This window comes from Streptomyces sp. NBC_00400, from assembly GCF_036048035.1.
Lineage (GTDB): Bacteria > Actinomycetota > Actinomycetes > Streptomycetales > Streptomycetaceae > Streptomyces.
This window is the reverse complement of the sequence record NZ_CP107940.1, coordinates 1,011,634-1,032,447: the sequence shown is the minus strand read 5'-3', so window position 1 is coordinate 1,032,447 and position 20,814 is coordinate 1,011,634. Positions and strand designations below refer to the sequence as shown.

Annotated in this window: 15 protein-coding genes; 3 read left to right on the top strand and 12 right to left on the bottom strand. The window is 71.4% G+C overall.

Annotation, left to right across the window (positions count from 1 at the left end; all coding sequences use genetic code 11):
* Positions 1–5: 5 nt before the first annotated feature.
* From OHS81_RS04600 to OHS81_RS04565, 8 genes are all read right to left on the bottom strand, one after another.
* On the bottom strand, positions 6–2,156 hold the full coding sequence (locus OHS81_RS04600; protein ID WP_328382680.1) for a SpoIIE family protein phosphatase: 2,151 nt from the start codon (positions 2,154–2,156) through the stop codon (positions 6–8).
* 700 nt (positions 2,157–2,856) lie between these two features.
* Complete coding sequence (locus tag OHS81_RS04595; protein ID WP_328382678.1) at positions 2,857–4,077, bottom strand: metallophosphoesterase; 1,221 nt, start codon at positions 4,075–4,077, stop codon at positions 2,857–2,859.
* 224 nt (positions 4,078–4,301) lie between these two features.
* A complete protein-coding gene (locus tag OHS81_RS04590; RefSeq protein WP_328382676.1) occupies positions 4,302–4,808 on the bottom strand; it encodes a DUF1990 family protein in 507 nt (168 codons plus the stop codon).
* Positions 4,809–4,903: 95 nt separating this feature from the next.
* Positions 4,904–5,989, bottom strand: a complete 1,086-nt coding sequence (locus tag OHS81_RS04585; RefSeq protein ID WP_328382674.1) for a C40 family peptidase — start codon at positions 5,987–5,989, stop codon at positions 4,904–4,906.
* 23 nt (positions 5,990–6,012) lie between these two features.
* Positions 6,013–6,495, bottom strand: a complete 483-nt coding sequence (locus OHS81_RS04580; protein WP_328382672.1) for a poly-gamma-glutamate biosynthesis protein PgsC/CapC — start codon at positions 6,493–6,495, stop codon at positions 6,013–6,015.
* Positions 6,492–7,856, bottom strand: coding sequence for a poly-gamma-glutamate synthase PgsB (pgsB, locus tag OHS81_RS04575; RefSeq protein WP_328382671.1), 1,365 nt, complete (start codon positions 7,854–7,856; stop codon positions 6,492–6,494). The genes OHS81_RS04580 and pgsB overlap by 4 nt, the downstream gene beginning before the upstream one ends.
* A gap of 6 nt (positions 7,857–7,862) precedes the next feature.
* On the bottom strand, positions 7,863–10,103 hold the full coding sequence (locus OHS81_RS04570; protein ID WP_328382669.1) for a HAMP domain-containing protein: 2,241 nt from the start codon (positions 10,101–10,103) through the stop codon (positions 7,863–7,865).
* Between the two features lie 180 nt (positions 10,104–10,283).
* The gene (locus OHS81_RS04565; protein ID WP_443058830.1) at positions 10,284–11,450 is read right to left on the bottom strand and encodes a CapA family protein; all 1,167 of its coding nucleotides are present in this window, start codon (positions 11,448–11,450) and stop codon (positions 10,284–10,286) included.
* Positions 11,451–11,587: 137 nt separating this feature from the next.
* On the opposite strand from OHS81_RS04565, the gene OHS81_RS04560 reads away from it, so the two are divergent.
* Entirely contained in the window at positions 11,588–12,484 is an 897-nt protein-coding gene (locus OHS81_RS04560) for a hypothetical protein (RefSeq protein WP_328382665.1), read from the top strand.
* A gap of 303 nt (positions 12,485–12,787) precedes the next feature.
* On the opposite strand, the gene OHS81_RS04555 is transcribed toward OHS81_RS04560, so the two are convergent.
* Positions 12,788–13,603, bottom strand: coding sequence for a crotonase/enoyl-CoA hydratase family protein (locus OHS81_RS04555; RefSeq protein ID WP_328382663.1), 816 nt, complete (start codon positions 13,601–13,603; stop codon positions 12,788–12,790).
* Complete coding sequence (locus tag OHS81_RS04550) at positions 13,603–15,273, bottom strand: acyl-CoA dehydrogenase family protein (RefSeq protein ID WP_328382661.1); 1,671 nt, start codon at positions 15,271–15,273, stop codon at positions 13,603–13,605. Before OHS81_RS04550 ends, OHS81_RS04555 begins: the two co-directional genes overlap by 1 nt.
* A 128-nt stretch (positions 15,274–15,401) precedes the next feature.
* On the opposite strand from OHS81_RS04550, the gene OHS81_RS04545 reads away from it, so the two are divergent.
* Both OHS81_RS04545 and OHS81_RS04540 read left to right on the top strand, forming a co-directional pair.
* The gene (locus OHS81_RS04545) at positions 15,402–16,193 is read left to right on the top strand and encodes a PaaX family transcriptional regulator C-terminal domain-containing protein (RefSeq protein ID WP_328382659.1); all 792 of its coding nucleotides are present in this window, start codon (positions 15,402–15,404) and stop codon (positions 16,191–16,193) included.
* A 325-nt stretch (positions 16,194–16,518) separates the two neighbouring features.
* Positions 16,519–17,667 (top strand): ABC transporter substrate-binding protein, encoded by a 1,149-nt coding sequence (locus tag OHS81_RS04540; RefSeq protein WP_328382657.1) that lies wholly within the window; start codon positions 16,519–16,521, stop codon positions 17,665–17,667.
* 94 nt (positions 17,668–17,761) lie between these two features.
* Here the strand turns inward: OHS81_RS04540 and OHS81_RS04535 are convergent, their stop codons facing one another.
* Both OHS81_RS04535 and OHS81_RS04530 read right to left on the bottom strand, forming a co-directional pair.
* Entirely contained in the window at positions 17,762–19,213 is a 1,452-nt protein-coding gene (locus tag OHS81_RS04535; protein WP_328382655.1) for an amino acid permease, read from the bottom strand.
* Between the two features lie 155 nt (positions 19,214–19,368).
* Positions 19,369–20,604 (bottom strand): lactonase family protein, encoded by a 1,236-nt coding sequence (locus OHS81_RS04530; protein WP_328382653.1) that lies wholly within the window; start codon positions 20,602–20,604, stop codon positions 19,369–19,371.
* Positions 20,605–20,814: the final 210 nt, after the last annotated feature.

The window sequence follows — 20,814 nt, the reverse complement described above, 5'->3', positions numbered from 1 at the left end:
CGCCGTCACCCCGGCCGCGCCGCCTCCTGGCCGTCCGGTACCGCGAACTCACACCACAGCGCCTTGCCCGCGCCGCGCGGTTCGGCGCCCCATGCGTCCGCCAGCGCCTCGACCAGCATCAGCCCGCGCCCGGAGGTGGCGGTCTCGCCGGGGCTGCGCCGCCGCGGCCACCGGCTGGAACGGTCCTCGACCTCCAGCCGGATCCGGCGCGGGGCGCCCGGCAGCAGCTCCATGGAGACCAGGGCGCCGCTCTCGGTGTGGGTCAGCGCGTTGGCGATCAGCTCGGAGGCGGCGACCTCGATGTTGTGCATGACGGCGCCCGCCCGCCACTGGTCCAGCGTGCGGCGCAGCGCGGAGCGGACCTCCGCGGTGCCCGACGGGTCGGCCTGATGGACGTGCAGCCGCAGCCGTGGGGTGGTCACGGCGCCGGAACCGGGCAGCCGGTGCAGGAGCAGGAGGGCCATGTCGTCCTCCGAGCCGGGGTCGGCCCACAGATGGTCCGAGAGCCGGTCGGCAAGCGCCTCCAGATCCGTGGGCCCGGTGCGGACCGCCGCGGACAGCGCGTCGATACCGCGGGAGATGTCCTGGCCGGGCTGTTCGACCAGGCCGTCGGTGCACAGCAGCAGCGTCGACCCGGGCTCCAGGAACAGCTGGGTCTCCGGGAAGTGGTCGTGCCCGAAGACCGTGGCCAGGCCGAGCGGCAGCCCACCGCGGACCTCGGGCCAGTCGATGTGCCGGGAGCTGTTGCTGATCAACGGGCCGAGGTGGCCGGCCCGGGCGAGGTGCAGCGCGCCCGATTCCATATCTGCCTGGATGTACGTGCAGGTCGCGAACCGCTCGGTGTCCAGCTCCGCCAGGAACCGGGACGCCCGTACCAGCACGGTCTCCGGTGAGTGCCCCTCGCTGGCGTAGGCCCGCAGGGCGATGCGCAGCTGGCCCATCACGGCGGCCGCATGGGTGTCATGGCCCTGTACGTCGCCCACCACCAGCCCGGTCCGCCCCTGGGGCAGTGCGATCACGTCGTACCAGTCACCGCCGATGTCCCGCCCGACGCTCGCCGGGTGGTAGCGGACGGTGACCGCGCCGCCCTCGATGGGCGGGAGCCGGCGCGGCAGCATCGTCGCCTGCAGCCCCGTCGCGAACTCCCGCTCCTGGTCGAAGAGGGTCGCCCGCTGGACCGACTGCGCGACGACGCCGGCCAGCGCCAGTGCCAGGTTCCTGGCCTCCGGCGACTGCACCGCCGGCTCGGCGTTGAACAGCCCCAGCGCCCCGATGACGGTGTTCTGCGCGATCAGCGGCAAAAACGCCGCGCTGCCCGCCGGCAGCGCCCCGGTGAACGGGCGCAGCCGCGGGAAGCGGGCGATCAGCTCGCCGCGGGTGCCGAGGAAGATGGGGCGCCGCGAGCGCGCCGCGTCCGCCAGCGGCAGGGGGTCGTCGAGCCGCGAGGTCATCATGTCGTCGGGCACCTCGCCCTCCAGCCCGGCGGTGGCGATGACCTCGAACCGGTCGTTCGCGACCAGGCCGAGGACCAGCCCGTCCGCGCCGAACCGCCGGGCGCCGCCGGTGCCGGTGAGCACCCGGGTCACGTCCTTGACCGACAGCGCACGGGCCAGCGCGGCGGTGGTCTGCTGCACCATCACCGTCTGCCGCTGCCGCTCCTGCTGGAGCGAGCGCAGCAGCGCGGAGTCCGCCAGTTCGCTGGTCGCCTCCCGGACGATGCCGATGACCCGGTACGGCACCCCGTCCGCGGTGTGCAGAATCCGGCCCTGGGAGTGTGTCCAGCGCTGGGTGCCGTCGCGGCACTGGACCCGGAAGTAGGCGCCGTAGGACGAGTGACCGTCCAGCAGGGCCTGGGAAAGCGCTTCGTCCAGCCGGCGGCCCTCCGCCGGCGGCACCCGCGTGACCAGGGACGCCGACGTGCCGTCGTATTCGTCCGGGCGCAGATCGAAGACGTCCATGGCACCGGGGTCCAGATCCATGAAGCCGCGGTCCAGGTCCCAGTCGAAGGTGCCCATCCGGTTGAGCGAGAGCCGTTCGCGCAGTCCGATCGGCTCATGGTGCGACACCCCGGGCGCGTCCTCCTCGACGAGGCGCCAGTCCCGGTTGGTCCGGGGGTCGTAGCCCTCGTCGAACGGGTGCGGGGGGACGTCGGTCATGGCGTGCCACGCCTGGGCGCCGGGCGGTGCGGAACCTCCACACGCACACGTTGCAGAACCTGCGCACGCACGCGTCCCAGAACCTGCGCACGCACACGTTGCAGAACCTCCGCATGCACGCGTTGCAGAACCTCCGCACGCACGCGTCCGCGGCATCGGCGGATCGCGGCAGCGGCCGGCGACGCCGGGCCGAGCCTGCCTCGTGCCCACGGTCGCGGGCCGTTGACCGGGGCCGATATCCACCGGAACGCGGCCATGCGCTCACCCTAGGCGCGGGCCGGAAGGCCCGCATGTCCGCTGCTCCGGATGCCGTCCAGGGGTACGGAAGAGGGGTGAACGCGCCGGTGGGGCCACTGTGCCGCCACCGTTCGGCGGCCGTCCGCCGCCGGCCACGGCGGGTGCGCGCCGATGGAGACCCGGAGCCGGGCGTTACGCCCCGGTAACTCCGCCACCGAGCACGGCTCTTGTCGCGTACGTTCAAGGCCCGGCCTGACGGGCCGACACGGGGCGCCGGGCCGTCTACCTCACCACCACGCCCGACCCCGGCGGGCGGCAGGTCGTCAAGGGACGGGAGGAGCAGGCCCCGCTCCCTTGCGCCCCGGGCGGCGCCCGCGGCATCCGGCCCCGTACGGCCCCGTCCGGTCCCGTCCCGCACGGTGAGCCGTCCCGGGCGCGCGTCACCCCGGGACGGCTCGCGCTCTCAGGTGTGTGCCGGCACCGACGCGACCGGGCGGGTCTGCCGGGCGCGGTGCCGCAGAGTGGCCTTCCGCGTGGCCACATCGACCGTGTACGCATCGATGGTCAGCCCCGCGCCGGACACCTTCAGCACCATGAACCCGTGGTCGGAGAAGTTCTGCCAGGCCGCCGGGTTGGGGAAGTGCGCCGTTCCGTCCTCCGTCTTGGCCGACGCACCGCACACCACCTGCCGGGTGCCGCCCGTACGGGCCGTGGGCTCCAGGATCTGCAGCGTGTGGTCGTGGCCGGACAGAATCAGGTCGGCCCGTCCGCACACCACCTTCTCGTACATGTCCTTCAGATGGACACCGCTGGTGTAGTTCCCGATCTCGAAACCGTCATAGGAACCGGCGCTGCCGTGCTTGCCGTTGTTGAGGTACGGGTGATGTCCGATCACCACCTTCCAACGGGCCCGCGAGGCGCGCAGCGCACCCTCCAGCCAGCTTCGCTGCTCGCGCATGTACGGCCCGTCCCACCGGTAGTGCGGGTCGAGCTGGGCGACATACGACGACCAGGGGATGGTGTCGATCGCGAAGAACTCCACCAGCGGATCGGCGGCCGGCAGCGGCACGCTGTAGTAGCGGCCGGGCATGTACCAGCGCCGTGAGGTGGCGGCATAGGCGACCTCGCGGTCACCGCGCGAGGGGTCGCCGCCGCTGCCGGGGATCAGTCCCGAGCAGTCGTGGTTGCCCAGCACCATCAGCCAGGGCACATCGATGCCGCTGTTCGGCTTCTCGAACTTGTCCTGGAACTCGGAGTCATCATCGGACTCCGGGCCGTTCTCGTAAATATTGTCGCCGAGTCCCACCGCGAGGCCGATGCCCTCGGTCTTGCAGATATCCCGCGCGGCGGACGCCACCGCATACTGCGCCTCGTCCCCCGTCCCCGCGTCACCGGTGACCAGGATCGCGAACTCACCCTTGCCATTGGGGCGTTCGGGGAACGGGAAGGCCCCGGGGGCCTGGCGGCGGGGCGCGGCGGACGCGGGCGACTGGGCCGGAGACGGCAGCACCGCAAGCGCCGCACCGGCCATCGCACCACCCAGCAGGGTCCGCCGGTTCACCCACTGCGGAACGCGCCCCGTCGTACGCACCGGCGTCCCACCGGCCGCGGTCGCCGAGCCGGTCCGCAGCCACTCCCGCTCGGTCATGTCCGCCTGCGGCGGGATCATTTCGTCTTCACACATGCCTGGTTTTCTTTCACGACCGGCAGAGGTGATGGTGACGAAATGATGAAGCCGAGGTGGACGTATGGCGATCACGGGCCCTATCGCTACGCGCCGGTAACAAAGCGTATTCCAGGGGCCATCAGGCGGTGAGCGGATCGCCGGGCCGGACGGTGAGCGCGTGCACCCGGCCTCTGTGAAGGGGATGCCCGGACCTCACCCGGCAGGGCGGTCCCAGCGCACCCTCACGGGTTCGCCAGGCGCCGGAGCGTCCGGCCCAGATGGCGGACGTACTGACGCTGGAAGACGGGCACCAGCGGGCCGGCGAGCCGGGTGACCGCCCGGACGGGCCGGCTGAAGGCGGTCACCGTGAACCACACCGAGCCGTCGGGGCGCAGCTCGGCGACGAACGCCTCCTCGCCGCACTCGGGATGCCCCTTCCTCGCCCCGTACCCGAAGCCGATCCGGTCCTCCTCGGTGACCGTCCACACCACGCTGCACGGCGCCCGCAGCCGGAACGGACCGATACCCAGCGACACCTCGACGCCCACCCCCGGCGCGGCCCGCGGGGCATCGGACCGGATGCGGGTCCCGGCCGCGCGATGCATCCGGAAGGTGGTGATCGCCTCGCCCGCCGCGGCCAGCACCGCCCGGCCGCGACCGATCGGCAGCTCCTCGTGGAGGTGGTGGTATCCGGGCGGCAGAGGGGTGTGCCGAGTGCCGCCCTCCTCGGGGTAGTTCAGGTCGGTCATGGGGTGCGCTCCTCGGGCGGGCGGGAGAGGCGACGGTATGGGGAGAACCGTAAGCGATCAGCCCCGCTCACGGACGCCGGTCTCGTCTGCTTGCACTACAGGCGCGTGGCGCTGCGCAACGCCCTGGCGTAGTAGCCGTTTCCGTCCAGCCGCGACGTACCGCCCTTGTCTCCGATGGTCGGGCCGTTGACCTCCTGCCGGCTCGAAATGAAGACCTGGTGCCCGTCGGAGTCGTTGCCCAGGTACATCCCGACGTGGTCGAGACGCTCCTCGGTCCGGGCCTCCAGCTTGAAGAACACCAGGTCGCCGGGCTGGAGCACATCGATCGAGGCCGGTCTGGCAAAGGCCGGCGCGGAACCGGTCAGCGGCACGACCTCTGCGCCGAGTCCGGAGCGGGCCATCCCGTTGGCCGTACGAGGCAGGCCGTCGCCCCTTCTGTCGTCGGCCCTCAGGGGATAGCCGGCGCGATAGCCCAGCACCGCCCGGATGAAGCCGGAGCAGTCCATGGACCGCGCCCGCGCCCTCTCGGGCTGCATCGAGGTGCCGTCCCCGAAGGTGTACGGGATGCCCAGGTAGTCGTAGAAGTCGGACTCCTCCAGCCGCCGGCCGGCGCCGGACCCGCCGTGCGCATCGATCGGCCCGTAGTTCGCGTCGCCCGCGTATCTGACCCCTGCGGCGTTGTGCTTCGCCGGGGCCTGGGCGACGTATTGGAAGGCCATCGCGAAGAGATCGTCCTTCTCGCTGCCGAAGTTGTCCTTGAACCAGTCCTTGAACCACTTCTCCTTCTCGGCGCCCTTCCGCCAGGGTTCCGGCATCATCCGGACCCAGTTGTCGGTGACGATCCGGGACGTGGTGGCGGCGGGCTCGGTGAAGGTGCGGCTCCGGCCGGTGAGAGTGGCGGTGCGGGCCCCGTCGGTGAAGGTGGCGAACACCTCGCCCTTCTTGCCGCGCAGCACGGAGCGGGCCGGACTCCGGAGCCGCTCCCAGGTCAGGTCTCCGGAGAGCCCTCTGGTAAGCGACGACTTGAGGCCGGCTTCATCGGTGACCGCCGGTATGGCAGGTGTCGTGCTCTGCTCCTCCTTGCGAAGTGCCACGGTCAGGTACGCACTGCCGGCGAGCAGGGCGGTCACGATCACGGCGTGCAGAACGCGGCGACGGCCGCGCTGGATCTTGGCGCTCATGGGATCGGCTCCGAATCGTTCGGTCAGGCGGACGGCATGACGCCGAGCAGAATTCCGGCGGCCAGCACGACATAGGCCATGAGCGTCACCGAGCCGGTGGCCAGCACGGTCGGTCCCTTCGGCTGGCGGACCAGCTGGTAGGCGATCAGACCGGGGACGATGAACCCGAGGGTCTGATTCGTGTACATCAGCGGGAACTCCAGTTGCAGCACGATCATCAGCGTGCCGTTGATCACGACACCGATCAGCACGACGGCCGCGAACAGCCGCTTGCCGTAGAGGATCGCGACCCGCTGCACCCACAGCGTGGCGAGGTAGGTAAGGACCGTCACGCCCACGACCATCGCGGCACGCTGGAGATCCTCCACCAGGGTCAGCGCAAGCCAGCCGGGGGTGATCATGCCGCCTGGTGAGAGGTTGGTCGTCAGATAGCAGACGAGCGAGAACATGAGCCCGAGGGCGATGCCGATAGCGGCGATCTCGGGCGTGAGGACGGCGGGGATCAAGGGTGGTCTCCTGAGCTCTGCCACGAATCGGTGTACGGGCGCTGCTGCGGTACGAACGGTTGGTGAGGGCCGGACTCGTGGACCGGTGGGTGGCCCGTGGACCGGTCGCCAGGGGGCGCGGGGCGTTCCGCGGAGTCCGCCGGGCCGTCCTGGGTGTGCTGCGGAACGCCGTCGGGCCCTTCGTCCGCGGGAAGTTCGGCCAGCTGCTCCAGCAGGTGCTCGCCCTGGCCGTGGATGTTGCCGACGGCGACCAGCGACGAATTTGGACCGAGGTGGTGCACTATCTCAGCCATGAACTCCTCGGGGCTGCGGCGGTCGCCGCCGAGGTCCACCGCACGGGAGCGCCACGCGGCGGGGATCGCATCGATCGCGCTCTTGGCCGGATGCCCGATCACGAAGACCTTGTCGGGTTCGAGCTCGGGGATGATCTCGCCCATCTGGCCGTTGCGCTCGACACGGTCGGGGCGGCAGTTGATCACGACGTTCAGGGGGCGGTGGACCGCGCCCAGATCGAGCAGCTGACGGATGTTCATCAGCGTCGACTCGGGGTCGTTCGCGGCGAAGACATTCGCGAACCGCAGCCGCTTGCCGTCGGGCGTGCGGTACCGCTCGACGGAGAGGACCCCCGGGTCCGGGGGAGCGTCGTACATGCCCTGCAGCGCGATCTCCCGGTCCACACCGAGCAGTTCCGCGACGGCCAGCGCGATGGCCACGTTCTCCTTGAAGGTGAACCAGCTGAAGCCGCGCAACTCCTCGTCGGTCACCGTCCCGGGGTCGGCGTAGATCAGCCGGCAGTCGCGGGCGCCCGCCTCCTGTTGGAGAATGTGGAACCGGTCCTGCTCGGCGGTCACACAGATACCGCCCTCCGGCATGGACCGGGACAACGAACGGGCGACATCGTCGAGGGTGGGCCCCATCTCGGCCAGATGGTCCTCGCGGACATTGCACAGGACACCGATGGTGGACCGGATCAGCTTGGACTGGTTGATCTCCTGCAGTGCCGGCATGACGGCCATGCACTCGATCACCAGGGCGTCCGGGTGGTACGCGGCGGCCCGCCGGACGATGCCGATCTGCTCGACCACGTTGGCGATGCCGAACTTGCGGTAGACCGGTTCCTCGGTGGCATCCGGATGGATGAACCGGGCCGCGGTACCGGTCGTCTTGGCCACGGTTGTCAGGCCGCCACCCCGCAGCGCACCCGCGCACAGCCGGGTGATGGAGCTCTTGCCGCGGATGCCGTTGACGAGCACCCGGGTGGGTATGTGCTCCAGATTGCTGAAGTGCCGTCGCTGCTCGATGATTCCGGCGATCAGCAGGATCGCGCAGCACACGACGAGAACGGTGTAGAGGAAGAGCACGGTCCGTCAGTTCCTTCCGGCCAGAGGGGCACTGTCCCGCTTGCGCTGCTCCTGGAGCTGCTGCCGGATCAGCTCCAGGCTGCGGACGACGGCGCCGACCTCGTCGTGATGGCGTGGGTAGAGCACCGTGCGACGCTCCCCGTCGGCGAGCGCCTCGGCCTGCGCGGCCAGCGTGCGCAGCGGGCGCGTCACCACGATGTGCAGCCAGCCGAGACAGGCGGCGGCAGCAGTGAGGCCGAGCAGCCCGGCCAGCACGGTGTGGTTCTGCACGGTGTACTCGGGGATGGCAAGCCCTTCAGCGGGCTTCCAGCTGACCACGGTCCAGTTCAGCGACTTCGCCACGCCGCCGCCGTTGAACGGGGCCGCCGCCGCGATCTGGACGCCGCTGCCGTCGCGGTCGAGGAGCGCGCCGGGCCGCAGGCTCGCGCCGGCTCTGGCGCCCGTCCCCTGCACGAGGGTGTCGAGCCGCTCGGAGGGCAGCTTCTCGAAGGCGCGGTAGCCGGTGTTGCCACCGAGTGTCCGGCGCTTGTCGTCGACCACCCGGACCTCACCGAGGCCGGGCCGCTTGAGCAGTGAATTGAAGAAGTCGACCCGGAACTCACCGGCCACGGCGGCACCCTTGCGGCCCGGCACTCCGGCATAGCCGGCCACGACCGGCTCCTTGCCCCCCTCGTTGAGCACGGTGACCGCTCGGGTCCCCGGGCCCTTGCCCGCCGGGTGATGCGGAGTGCCGCCGGCCCGGGCCAGTACCTTTCCGTCGGCACCGAGGAGGTACAGCGACGCGTAACGCGGGTGCTCCTGAAGGGTGCGCTCCAGGACCGTGGCCATCTGGTCCGGCGAGGTGCGGTCGCCGATCAGGGACGCCACCGAGACGAGGTCGGTATGGCCTTCGTCGAGGGCTCGCCGGACCCGGTCGGCCAGTGTGTCGGTGCGCTCGCGCTGGTCGTTGACGATTTGCTGTGGAATGACGGCCTTCGAGTCGGCGTGGTTCAGGGACAGCGCCAGGGGGGCGGACCAGGCGAGCAGGAGTACCGCACACGCGGCCGTCAGCCCTCGGGTACCGATCCGGCGCAGACGGCGCAGCCGGCGCGGGGTGGCGGGGCCGCCCGTCCCCTGCGGTGCGCCGAGGAGCTGGCGCCGCAGACGTTCCAGTGCGTGGCCGACCCGGGCCGCCTCTCCGTATGCGGGTACGCTCACCGGCCGTTGCAGCTCGCCCCGGGTGAGTCGGCGGCTCTCCAGGAAGAGCCGGAGCAGCGGGCGCTGCACGAGGCCGAGAAGCAGGGCCACGACAGCCGCGCCGATGACGAGCAGCGCGCCGGCCGCGGCGATACCGAAGAGCGGGTCGGCGCCCCGGGAGGGGGCCTCGGCCACGTCGACCATCGTGACGACCGTCAGGCCGAGACTGCCGGCGCCGGTGCTCTCGCCGGGCTGGGCGGGAGCGAGGGTGGCATAACCGGCTGCGGCGCGCTCGCCGTTGGACGCTCCGCCGGTGAGGCTCCCGCTCACCCCCGGAAAGCCCCCGGAACCTGGTTCCCTGGCCTTGAGAGGGTGCTGACGGGCCTTCTCGGCAGCCGTCCTTGCGAACGCCTTCAGCTGGCCGTCCGCCCGCTTGGCCGCCTTCCGCTGCGGGTCGTCGAGGTCCTGCTCGGACTCGCGGCTGCCACCGCGGCTGAGAATCGCGCCCGTCGGGTCCAGCACGGCGATGGTCCGGAACTGGCCGAGGCTGATGCCGGGGACACGAAGGCTGCGGGATGCGACGAGGAGCTGCTGCGGCCGGCCGTCCCAGGAGAGCAGCGCAAAGGAGAGCAGGCGGGTCTCACCGTTCGCCAGGCGGACCATGCGCGGGCCGAGCCCGCCCTTCTCGGACAGCTTTCCGCGGTCGATCGTCGCCAGTGGCAGGTTCTCGCCCCGTGCGGCGAGGAGCTTGCCCGACCCGATCTCGATGACGGCCGTGCCGCGCCACTTCTGGTAGACGCTGCCGACCTTGTCCAGCACGGCATCGGCCGGGACCGGGGTACCCGAACTGAAGAGTCCCGCCGCGCGATGGAGGTCGGTGACGCTCTCGTCCACCGAGGCGCGCATGGCGATGGCGCCGTCCTCGGCGAATTGCTGCTGAGAGGTGAGCACCGCCTCGGGAATCCTGTCGTGACCGACCCTGCCGAGGCCGAGGGCCGTGACGGCGGCCAGGGTGAGCAGCAGGGCCGACAGGACGGCAATGGGCGGGCGTACGCCGCCGAGCAGTGACATATCGGCTCTGCGCCGAGCCGTATGCCGCAGCTTCGTCGGCGGAGCGGCCGACGGGGAACTCCCCTCCTGGAGTGAGCCGGTGGTGTGTGGGTGGTGCGGGGGCACGTGGGGCAGCCCTTCCTGAGATCCAGACGGCTGAGAGCGTCTGGTGGTACGGCAGTGATGGAGCGTGACGGCGAATCAGCCGGGGATGTCTTTCAGCGGCTTGAGAGCGCCTTCGGCGGCGCCGCGGTTCAGCATCGTGCCGCGGGTCCGCTCGAAGGCGAGCAGGTAGCGGGCCCTTTGCTGCGCGGTGAGCTTCTTGTGGCCACGCAGCGCAGCGGCCACGTCCACCAACCGGTTGTCGCGTTGCCCGCCCACCTCGCCGCTCCCGCCGGTGACGGGATCCTTCTCCTCCGGCGGAATGTCGACGAGCGTCGGCACATAGCGGGCCCGGACGTCCCAGTCACCGCCCCGCTCGGTGAACTTGAACCAGCCGATCACGCCTTCCTCTGACAGGCCGGTCGGCGTCTCGTGGCGGGCAAGCTGGTTGCCGAGTCCATACGCGATCCAGGTTCCGTGCACCTTCTCCATCGGCTGCACGACATGGGCGTGATGGCCGATCACCAGGTTGATGCCGGTCTTCTCGGCGATCTCCCTGCCCAGGGCCAGCTGTGGGGTGCTCGGGTCGGGCCGGTGCTCCTGGCCCCAGTGGATGCTGAGGATCACCACGTCGGCCCCGGCCTTGCGGGCGGCCCGCTCCGCTGCTGCGATCTGCTCGATGCTGGTCCGGTTGACCAACCAGGGCTTGCCCTTCGGCGCTTTGCGGCCGTTGAAGCCGTAGGCAAAGGAGATCTGTGCGACGTGGACGCCCTTGACGTCCATGATGAGCGGCTTGCCCGCCTCCGCCCCGCTGCGGGCCGAACCGGTGTGCCGCAGACCGGCCTTGTCCATGGCGTCCAAGGTCCGTCGCACCCCTGCCGCACCGTGGTCGAGGGTGTGGTTCGAGGCGGTTGAGCAGGTGTCGTAGCCGACTTTCTTGATCGTGGTGGTGATCTGTGGGGGGACGAGAAAGTCCGGGTAGGACCGGAAGGGACCGTCCGGCTTGCCCACGACGGGCTCGAAGTGGCAGATGCCCAAGTCCGCCTTGCTGATGACCGGTTTGATTCCTGCCATGATCGGGTTGAAGTCAATCCCCTTGACCCCATGGCCCGTTCTCTTGGCGTCTCTTTTCGCCTGCTCCGTCAGCTGCGGGTGAATCAGGATGTCTCCTGCCGCGGCCACCGTGAACGAACGTCCTTCCGCCCTGGGCGGATTGCTCTCTCCAGGGCCGGCACATCCTGCGGCGCACACCGCGAGCAATGCCAGCGCAGTGGTGCGAGCAGCGAAGCCCGCACGAAGGGTTATATGCACTCAAGTATTGTCATGCAGCTATGGCCGACACTTTCCCCGCAAAGATGAAATTTCCGAGAACGTTGCTGGTCAAAGCCATGATCGTACTCAGCATGGTGATCATCACGGCATGCAGCGGGCAACCTCCCGAGAAGCCTGGCCATCCGGCCCCCACCACGCGGAGCACCCTTGACCTGAAGCAGCACATCGCCGATTTCACCTCCGGGATGGGACCGCGCCGCGGCTACCGCGCACCCAACGGGCAACAGCAGCGGGCGGTGGCGGACGGAGTCGGTCTGTTCCTCGACGGCCATCGCGCACAGGCCGGACAGCGCCTCGCCGAGGTCGGCTTCCGCATCCGCACCCTGACCGACCGGGTCACCGGCCGCCGGTACGCCGAGTTCGCCGACACCGCGCACACCGGCACCGCCACCCGCGGCTGGGGGCGCGTCTATGTCGACCTGAGCGCCCCCTCGCGGTGGTCGGTGCAGGTTCCGCATCCGGTCGCCGACGCGCACAGCGAGGATCTCGGCGTCGCCATACTGCGCGGAACGCCCGGCGGGGTCCTGGTCCTGGCGGGTGCCCACCGCGCAGCCGGCCGGGGCATCGCAGCCGACGTCGCGCACCGCAGGGACACGGTCTTCCACGCCGTCTGCGACGCATTGCTGAAACGACGCCTTCCGGGCATCCAGGTGCACGGGTTCGCCGACGATTCCGCACCCGGCTTCGACGCGGTCACCTCGACCGGCGCCGGGGACCGGGGCGGCGCCACCGGCCGCGCAGTGGCCGACGCCCTGGAAGACCGGGGCATCGACGCCTGCCGCGCCTGGGCCCGTGACTGTCCCCTGGAGGGCCGCACCAACATGCAGGGGCGTGCCGCGGCTGCCGCCGGAGTCCCCTTCCTGCACATCGAATTCAGCCGCCACGTCCGAGGGAGCAGCAAGCGCATCTCCCAGGCTGCCGACGCAGCAAGAACAGCGACACAGGCCTGGAACACCACCCGGCAGTGAGGATGCGGACGCCGCCACCGGGGGCCTGGCGGTCCGTGCCGGGGACCCCGGCCATCCGGCCGAAGCCCGGTCCGGAAGGCTGATGAAGGTCTTGTTGTGGGCTGTTCGGCTGCGGGCCGGACATCACCGCCGGGGACAGCTCGCCGCGGTGCCCGGCCAGGAACGCGGACACACTCCCCGCCGGAATCAACTCCCGGCACGCTCCCGCACATCCGGCCCGGCCGTCTCCCCGGCCCATCCCCGCATCACCACACAAACGAGTCCGGCCCCGCCGCTCACCGGCGGGGCCGGAACCCAATATCTTCACGACTCCTGGGCCGGGCCGGGCGCGCCCGGACTCCCGTCCGGTGTCTCCGGCCCCCCGTCCGGCGCCCCGTGCCGCCCCGCCCCCGCGGCGAACCGGGCCGCGCCCTCCATCGACTCGGCCAGCACCGCCTGGCCGTGGCGGAGTTCCGCGGCCATTGCCGACTGTTCGTCCCGGCCCTCCTGGTCCAGCAGGGAGGCACGGTCGCTGCGCAGGCACGCCTGCGGGAAGCGGGCGATCTCCGCCGCCAGCAGCTCCGCCTCGGCGCGGGCCGTCCCGGCCGGTACCACGCGATGGACGAGGCCGATGTCCAGTGCCTCGGCGGCCGGGACCGGGCGGCCCGTCAGCACCAGGTCCCTCGCCCGGCTCGCGCCGATCAGCCGGGGGAGCCGTACCGTGCCGCCGTCGATCAGCGGTACGCCCCAGCGTCGGCAGAACACCCCGAAGACGGCGTCCTCCTCCGCCACCCGGAGGTCGCACCACAGCGCCAGCTCCAGGCCGCCGGCCACCGCATGGCCGGCCACCGCCGCGATCACCGGTTTGCCCAGCCGCATCCGGGTCGGCCCCATCGGCCCGTCCCCGTCCGGGGCCACCCGGTTGCCGTCCTCGGTGCCGACCGCCTTGAGGTCGGCGCCGGAGCAGAACGTCCCGCCCTCACCCCACAGCACCGCGACCCGTGCGCCGTCGTCTTCGTCGAACTCACGGAAGGCGGCAGCGAGTCGGGCGGCCGTCGCGCCGTCCACGGCATTGCGCGACGCGGGCCGGGACAGCACCACGGTCGTCACCGGCCCGGCGCGCTCCACCCGTACGGACATCAGGCCCCGCTCCCGGCCGTATCCGCATCCGGTGTGCCCGGCCGGGCGCGCTCCAGGATCGCGGTCAGGCCGGCGCCGGCCGGCAGGGTGCCGAAGGCATGGCCCCACTCCCCGTCGAGCCGCGAGGCGCAGAAGGCGTCGGCCACCGCCGGGTGGCTGTACCGCACCAGCAGCGACCCCTGCAGCACCAGCGCCATCCGCTCCGCCAGCGACCGCGCCATCAACTGCGCCCGCTCCGGATCGGCGAGCCCGCCGAGCATCTTGCGGACCCCGGCCACCGCCGCGTCCAGCCGGTGGTCCGCACCGGCCGCGGTCTCCACCTCCGCGAAGAACGCGTCCAGCGCGGCCGGCTCCTTGCCCAGCGCCCGCAGCACATCGAGCGCGGCGACATTCCCCGAGCCCTCCCAGATCGACAGCAGCGGCGCCTCCCGGTAGAGCCGCGGCATGCCGGAATCCTCGACGTAGCCGTTGCCGCCCAGGCACTCCAGCGCCTCCGCCGCATGGGTGCTGCCCCGCTTGCACACCCAGTACTTCCCGGCCGCCAGCGCCAGCCGGCGCAGCGCCGTCTCGCCGGCGTCCCCGGCCTGCGACCGGTCCACCGCCGTCGCCAGCCGCATCCCCAGCACCGTCGCCGCCTCCGACTCGACCGCCAGGTCGGCGAGCACCGAGCGCATCAGCGGCTGCCGGTCCAGCTCCCGTCCGAAGGCCTGCCGGTGCGCGGTGTGGTGCAGCGCCTGGCGCAGCCCCGCCCGCATCCCGGCGGCCGACCCCAGCACACAGTCCAGCCGGGTCATGTTCACCATCTCGACGATGGTCCGCACCCCGCGGCCCGGTTCACCGACCGGCCAGGCCACCGCCTCGTCGTACTCGATCTCACAGGACGCGTTGGAGCGGTTGCCCAGCTTGTCCTTGAGCCGCATCAGCCGCATGCCGTTGAGCGTGCCGTCCGGCAGCACCCTCGGGACCAGGAAGCAACTGAGGCCTTCTGTGGTCTGTGCCAGTGCCAGAAAGACATCGCTCATCGGCGCCGAGGTGAACCATTTGTGGCCGGTGAGGCGGTAGGTGCCGTCGCCGGCCGGGACGGCGCGGGTGGTGTTGGCCCGTACGTCGGAGCCGCCCTGCTTCTCCGTCATCGACATGCCGGCGATCAGGCCCGACTTGGTCAGCGGCGCCCGCAGCCCGAAGTCGTAGCTGCGGGCGGTGAGCAGCGGCTCGTACTGCGCGGCGAGGTCCGGCGCGGCGCGCAGCGCGGGGACGGCGGCGTACGTCATCGAGACCGGGCAGCCGTGCCCCGCCTCTGCCTGCGACCAGACGTAGAACTTCGCGGCGCGCACCAGATGCGCCCCGGGGCGGTCGTCGGTCCAGGGCGCGGCGTGCAGACCGTGCTCCACCGCGACGGTCATCAGCTGATGCCAGGCAGGGTGGAAGGCGACCTCGTCGATGCGGTGCCCGAAGCGGTCGTGGGTGTGCAGCCGGGGCGGCTGCTCCTCCGCCCAGCGCGCCTGCTCCTGCACCTCCGGGGAACCGGCCAGCGCGCCGAGCCCGGCCACCTCCCGGGTGCCCCACTCGGCGCCGTCCCGGACCAGCGCCTCCCTCAGGGCCGGTTCGTCCGCCGTGCTGAACCCGGTCAGCGGCGGGGCCTGATTCACGACTTCATGAGTGACGGTCATACCTTGACATTACAGAATCAGGACAACCGGGGGAAGACTGTAATGTGACGCAGATGGTCATGCGCTGTCATGCGCGGTAACGGGCAAGGGTGTCCTGTTGACCGGCGTCGCTAGACTCTCCTGCACCTATGAACGACGACGACACCGGCACCCCCCACGGCACCGGTACCTCCGACGCCACCGAGGCCGCCGCCCTGGCACTGCGGCCGCTCACCGCACGTTCGATCGTGCTGAGCACTCTTCTCGGTCACCACCCGCCACGGCTGCCCGCGCGCGCCCTGGTACGGGTGGGTGAGCTGTTCGGCATCGCCGAGGGCACCGTCCGGGTCGCGCTCTCCCGCATGGTGGCCGCCGACGACCTGCGGCAGGACGACGGCTCCTATGCCCTCACCACCCGCCTTCTGGCGCGCCAGGCCCGGCAGGACGAGAGCCGCACACCGAGGACCCGGCCCTGGAGCGGGGACTGGGAGATCGCCGTGGTCGCCACGGCGGAGGGCCGGCCGCCGGCCGAACGTACCGCCCTGCGCCAGGCCATGGCTGCGCTGCGGCTGGCCGAGCTCCGCGAGGGCAGCTGGCTGCGCCCCGCCAACCTCGACCGCCCCCGCCCCGCTGTCGTCACCGAGCAGTGCACCTGGCTCACCGGCGCCCCGGACGGCGACCCGGCCGCGCTCGCCGCCCGGCTGTGGGACCTGACCGGGTGGGCGCACCGCGCCCGCGCCCTGGCCCGTGCACTGGACCGCGCCGACGCCCCCGCCGACCGTTTCACCATCGCCGCGGCCGCGCTCCGCCATCTCCTCTCCGACCCCCTGCTCCCCGCCGAGCTCCTGCCCAAGGCCTGGCCCGGCGACCGGCTCCGCCGCCGGTACGCCGCCTTCGAGACCGACCTGCGCGATCTGCTGCGGCAGTACCTGGCCGGCTAGGGAGTGTCCTGTGGAGCAGTCCGCCCCGTCTCGTCGGTACTCGCCTGGCGTCGCGCCACCCGGTTTCCCGAGCGCGGAGTTGTGTGCGGAGTGTGCAGCGCGGCCGGCCCGGACGAGGTGCCGTCGTGACCCCCGCGAGCTGCGATTGCGAGCGAATCGGAGTCAGTACTTTTACCAATGTTTACCTGCCGGACACCATAGTTGGGCCTACTGAGGCCCAACTTGTCAGACAGCCCGTTGGGCAGGTGCTTACCCCCCACGTGCATCCCCTGTGTGGCCCCGCATGAATCCCCCTCAACCCTCTGCGCGTACCCCTGGAGTGACCGTGACCGTGTTCCCGCCGAGGACAGCCGTCCTCACCGGCGTCCTCGCCATCCCCGCCGCACTCGCCCTCAGCGCATGCGGCGGGGCCTCCGACGCGAACACCGACGGAAAGAACGCGGCCACCGCGACCACGGCCGAGGCCCTTGGCGGCGTCGACGCCCTGGCCGAGGCGGCCAAGAAGGAAGGCACCCTGCATGCGATCGCGCTGCCCCGCGACTGGGCCAACTACGGCGCCCTGATAGACGGCTTCACCAAGAAGTACGGCATCAAGGTCGAGGTCGAGAACCCGAAGGGCGCCAGCCAGGACGAGATCAAAGCGGTCACCTCGCGCAAGGGCCAGGACAACGCGCCCGACGTCCTCGACCTCGGCAGCTCCTTCGCGCAGAGCGCCGCTCAGGACGGGCTGCTCGCGCCGTACATGGTCGCCGGTTTCGCCGACATCCCCGATGTCCAAAGAGACTCGATCGGCCGCTGGGCGAACGACTACGGCGGCTATATCTCCTTCGGCTGCGATGCCAAGCGGGTGCAGACCTGCCCGACCAGCTTCAAGGATCTGCTCCAGCCGCAGTACAAGGGGAAGGTCGCGCTCAACGGCGACCCGACCACCTCGGGTTCGGCCTTCGGCGCCGTGTACGCGGCGGCCCTCGCCCGCGGCGGCTCCTTCGAGGACATCCAGCCCGGCATCGACTTCTTCACCAAGCTGAAGAAGGACGGCATTCTCGCGCCCGTGAAATCCACCGAGGCCACCATCGCGAAGGGCCGGACGCCGATCAGCGTCGACTGGGACTACCTGAACGCCGGGTACACCGACGCGTTCAAGTCCAAGGGCGTCGACTGGACGGTCACGGTCCCCTCGGACGGCAAGTTCTCCCAGTACTACTCGCAGGCCATCAACAAGGATGCGCCGCACCCCGCGGCCGCGCGCCTGTGGCAGGAGTTCCTCTACAGCCCCGAGGGCCAGAACCTCAGACTCAAGGGGTTCGCCCGCCCGGCGCTGATGGACGCCATGAAGAAGGCCGGCAAGCTCGACAAGACCGCGGCGGCGAAGCTGCCGAAGGTCTCCGGCACGCCGAGCTTCCCGACCGAGACCCAGCAGAGCAATGCCAAGCTCGCCATCACCCAGAGCTGGGGCGGGTCCGCTTCCCAGTGACCGGGGGCTCGTGCCCGGACCGACGTGGTGCCCGCCGCTTCTTCTCAGCGGCGGCACCGCGCGGCCGGGCGGCCCGCTTCCCCGGGACCTGTATTCACCGCCGGGCCGCGGGACGGCGGTCCTCCGGCCGCGGCACACCGTCCGGGCCCTTCCTGCGGCGCAGCTCGTACCCGGCCAGCACCACGGCCACCGTCAGCAGGCTCAGCCAGAACTGCGAGCGGCGCTCCGGCAGGAACGCCATCGCCCCGGTCACCGACGCCATCAGCGCAATGGTCACCCAGCTCAGCCAGGGGAAGAGCCACATCTTCAGGGTCAGCCGCTCCGGCTCCGTGCGCTCCAGCTTCCGCCGCAACCGCACCTGCGCGAGGGCGATCGCCAGGTAGACGAACAGGGCGATGGCGCCATAAGAGTTGATCAGGAACTCGAAGACGACATCGGGCGAGAGCCAGGCCGCGACCACCGACAGATAGCCGACCGAGGTTCCGGCCAGCAGCGCGCGGCGGGGTACCCCGCTGTCGCTGACCTTGGCGAATCCGCGGGGCGCATCCCCGTTCCGGGTGAGCGCGAACAGCATCCGGGAGGACGTGTAGAGCGCGGAGTTCAGGCAGGACAGCACGGCGACCAGCACCAGGGCGTTCATCACCGTCCCCGCCGCGGGCACCGCCAGCCGGTCCAGCACCGCCGCGTACGGACTCACCTCGATCGCCTTCGACGTCCAGGGCACCACCGCGACGACCAGGAAGACCGACAGCACGTAGAAGGCCACCACCCGCAGCACGATCGACCGGATCGCCCCCGCCACCGCCCGCTCCGGCTCGACGGACTCGGCGGCCGCGATGGTGACGATCTCCGCGCCGGTGAAGAATCCGATGCAGGGCACGACGGCGGCGAGCACCGCGCCGATGCCCTCGGGCGCGAACCCGCCGTGCGCGGTCAGGTTGCCCAGCCCGCCGGGGGCGTCGGGCCACAGCCCCAGCACGAACAGGGCGCCGAGCACGAGAAACACCACGATCGCCAGGATCTTCACCGACGAGAACCAGTACTCGAACTCGCCGTACGAGCGCGCCGAGACCATGTTGGTCGCGGTCAGCAGCGTCATCAGCACCAGACTGACCGCCCACAACGGGGCGCCCGGAATCCACAGCTGGACGATCCGGCCGCCGGCCACCGCCTCGACGGCGACCACGATCACAAAGAAGTACCAGTACAGCCAGCCGACCGTGAAACCCGCACGCAGCCCCAGGGCCTCGCGGACATGGGCGTAGAAGGACCCCAGCGCCGGGCGGGCGACGGTCATCTCGGCCAGCATCCGCATGATCAGTACGGTGAGCACGCCGGCCGCGAGGAAGGACAGCACGGCGGCCGGGCCGGTGGACCGCACGACCACCCCGCTGCCCACGAACAGCCCGGCCCCGATGACCCCGCCCAGCGCGATCAACCGCATATGGCGGCGGTGGAGCCCCTGCTGCAGTCCGCCCGGCCCCGTCGCCGCCCCGGTCGTCGTCGTGCCGTCGTCCCGTACCGTCGGTACCGTTCCCGTGCTCATGCAAGCCGACGCTAATCGGCCAACCGTGCAGGACTGTTGCCGCGGTGTTTCAGTACCCGGGACGCTTCAGGACCCGGGATGCCTCAGGAACCGGGACGCTTCAGGACCTGGGCTGCTTCGGTACCCGGGACGCCGCGGAGGGACCGGAGCCGCCCTCACAGCGGCAGGACGCACACCGGGACCGGAGCCGGGAACGGCGCGCCCGCGCGCTGGAGCGCCCCGGTCCGGGCATCCACCGCGAACACCGTCACCGACCCCGACTTCTGGTGCGCCGCGAACAGCCACCGCTGATCCGGCGAAAAGGCGATCTGCCGGGGGAAGTCCCCGCCCACCGGCACGGTGTCCAGCAGCCGCAGCCGTGCCCCGGCCGCCTCCACGGCATAGCGGGTGAGGCTGTTGTGACCGCGATTGGCGAGAAAGGCGAAGCCGCCGTCGCGGGTGACCAGGAGCTGTGCCGGATAGCTGGTGCCCGGGCCGGTCCCCGTGGACTGCGGCGCACCGGGTGTCAGCCGCCCGGATCTCCGGTCGTAGCGGCAGACCACGACCGTGTTGTCGACCTCGTTCGCCAGATAGGCGAACGCACCCGACGGGTGGAACGTCAGATGCCGGGGGCCCGCGCCGGGCCGCAGCGACGCATACGACACCTGGGTGAGTTCTCCGGCCGATTCGTCCAGCCGGTAGGTGTAGACGGTGTCGTTGCCGAGATCGACGGCCAGTACGTGCCGGCCGTCCGGGGCGGTGATGATCTGGTGGGCATGCGGCCCGTCCTGGCCGGGACCGGGCGGCGGGGCGGTGTGGGTGACCAGATCCGTGCGCGCGCCCAGGGAGCCGGTGGCGCGGTCGACCGGATGCACGGCGACGCTGCCGGACAGATAGTTGGCGCTGAGCAGCCAGCGGCCGCTCGGGTGCACCGACAGATGACAGGGACCGGCGCCGCCGGTGGACCGGCTGCCCAGCACCGTGGGCGGTCCGCCCGGCGTCAGCGCCATCGCGGTCACCTCGCCCCGCTCCTGCTCGTCGACCGCGTAGAGGGTACGGCCGGACGGCGCCAGGGCGAGGTAGGAGGGGTCGGCGACCCCCTCCACGACACCGGTGCGGGTGATCCGGCCGGTCACGGTGTCGTACGTACCGAGTCCGACCCCGGCCCCGCCGCCCGCGGCCGAGGTGTACGTCCCCAGGAAGAGCGGCCGGAGGCGGCGCCGGCGGTGCCCGGCGGCGTGGCGGGTGGAGTGGTGGGTGAGGTGTCCGGGAGCCGGATCCGCCGCTGTCAGCAGACCCGCCCCGCCTGCCCCGCCCGCCGCGGCCAGCCCCGCCGCGATGCCGAGGAACCGCCTGCGGTCGATGCGGCTGCTCCCCGTCCCGGCCTGCGTTCCCGTACGCGCTGCGCTCATGCCACACCTCGGTGCTCGGCGGTCGGTGGTCCGTGATCGGGTGGTCGTGGCAGCAGGGTCGCCCGCCCGCGCCCGCTCCGGCAAGTGACGCCACCCGAGGGGCGTGAGGTGCAACGCCATGGCGGTACCCCGTCAGGGGTGACCCTGACGTCCCCCTACATCCCCATGATGACCACGACCCCCTCCCGTAGCACCACAGTCGTACAGCAC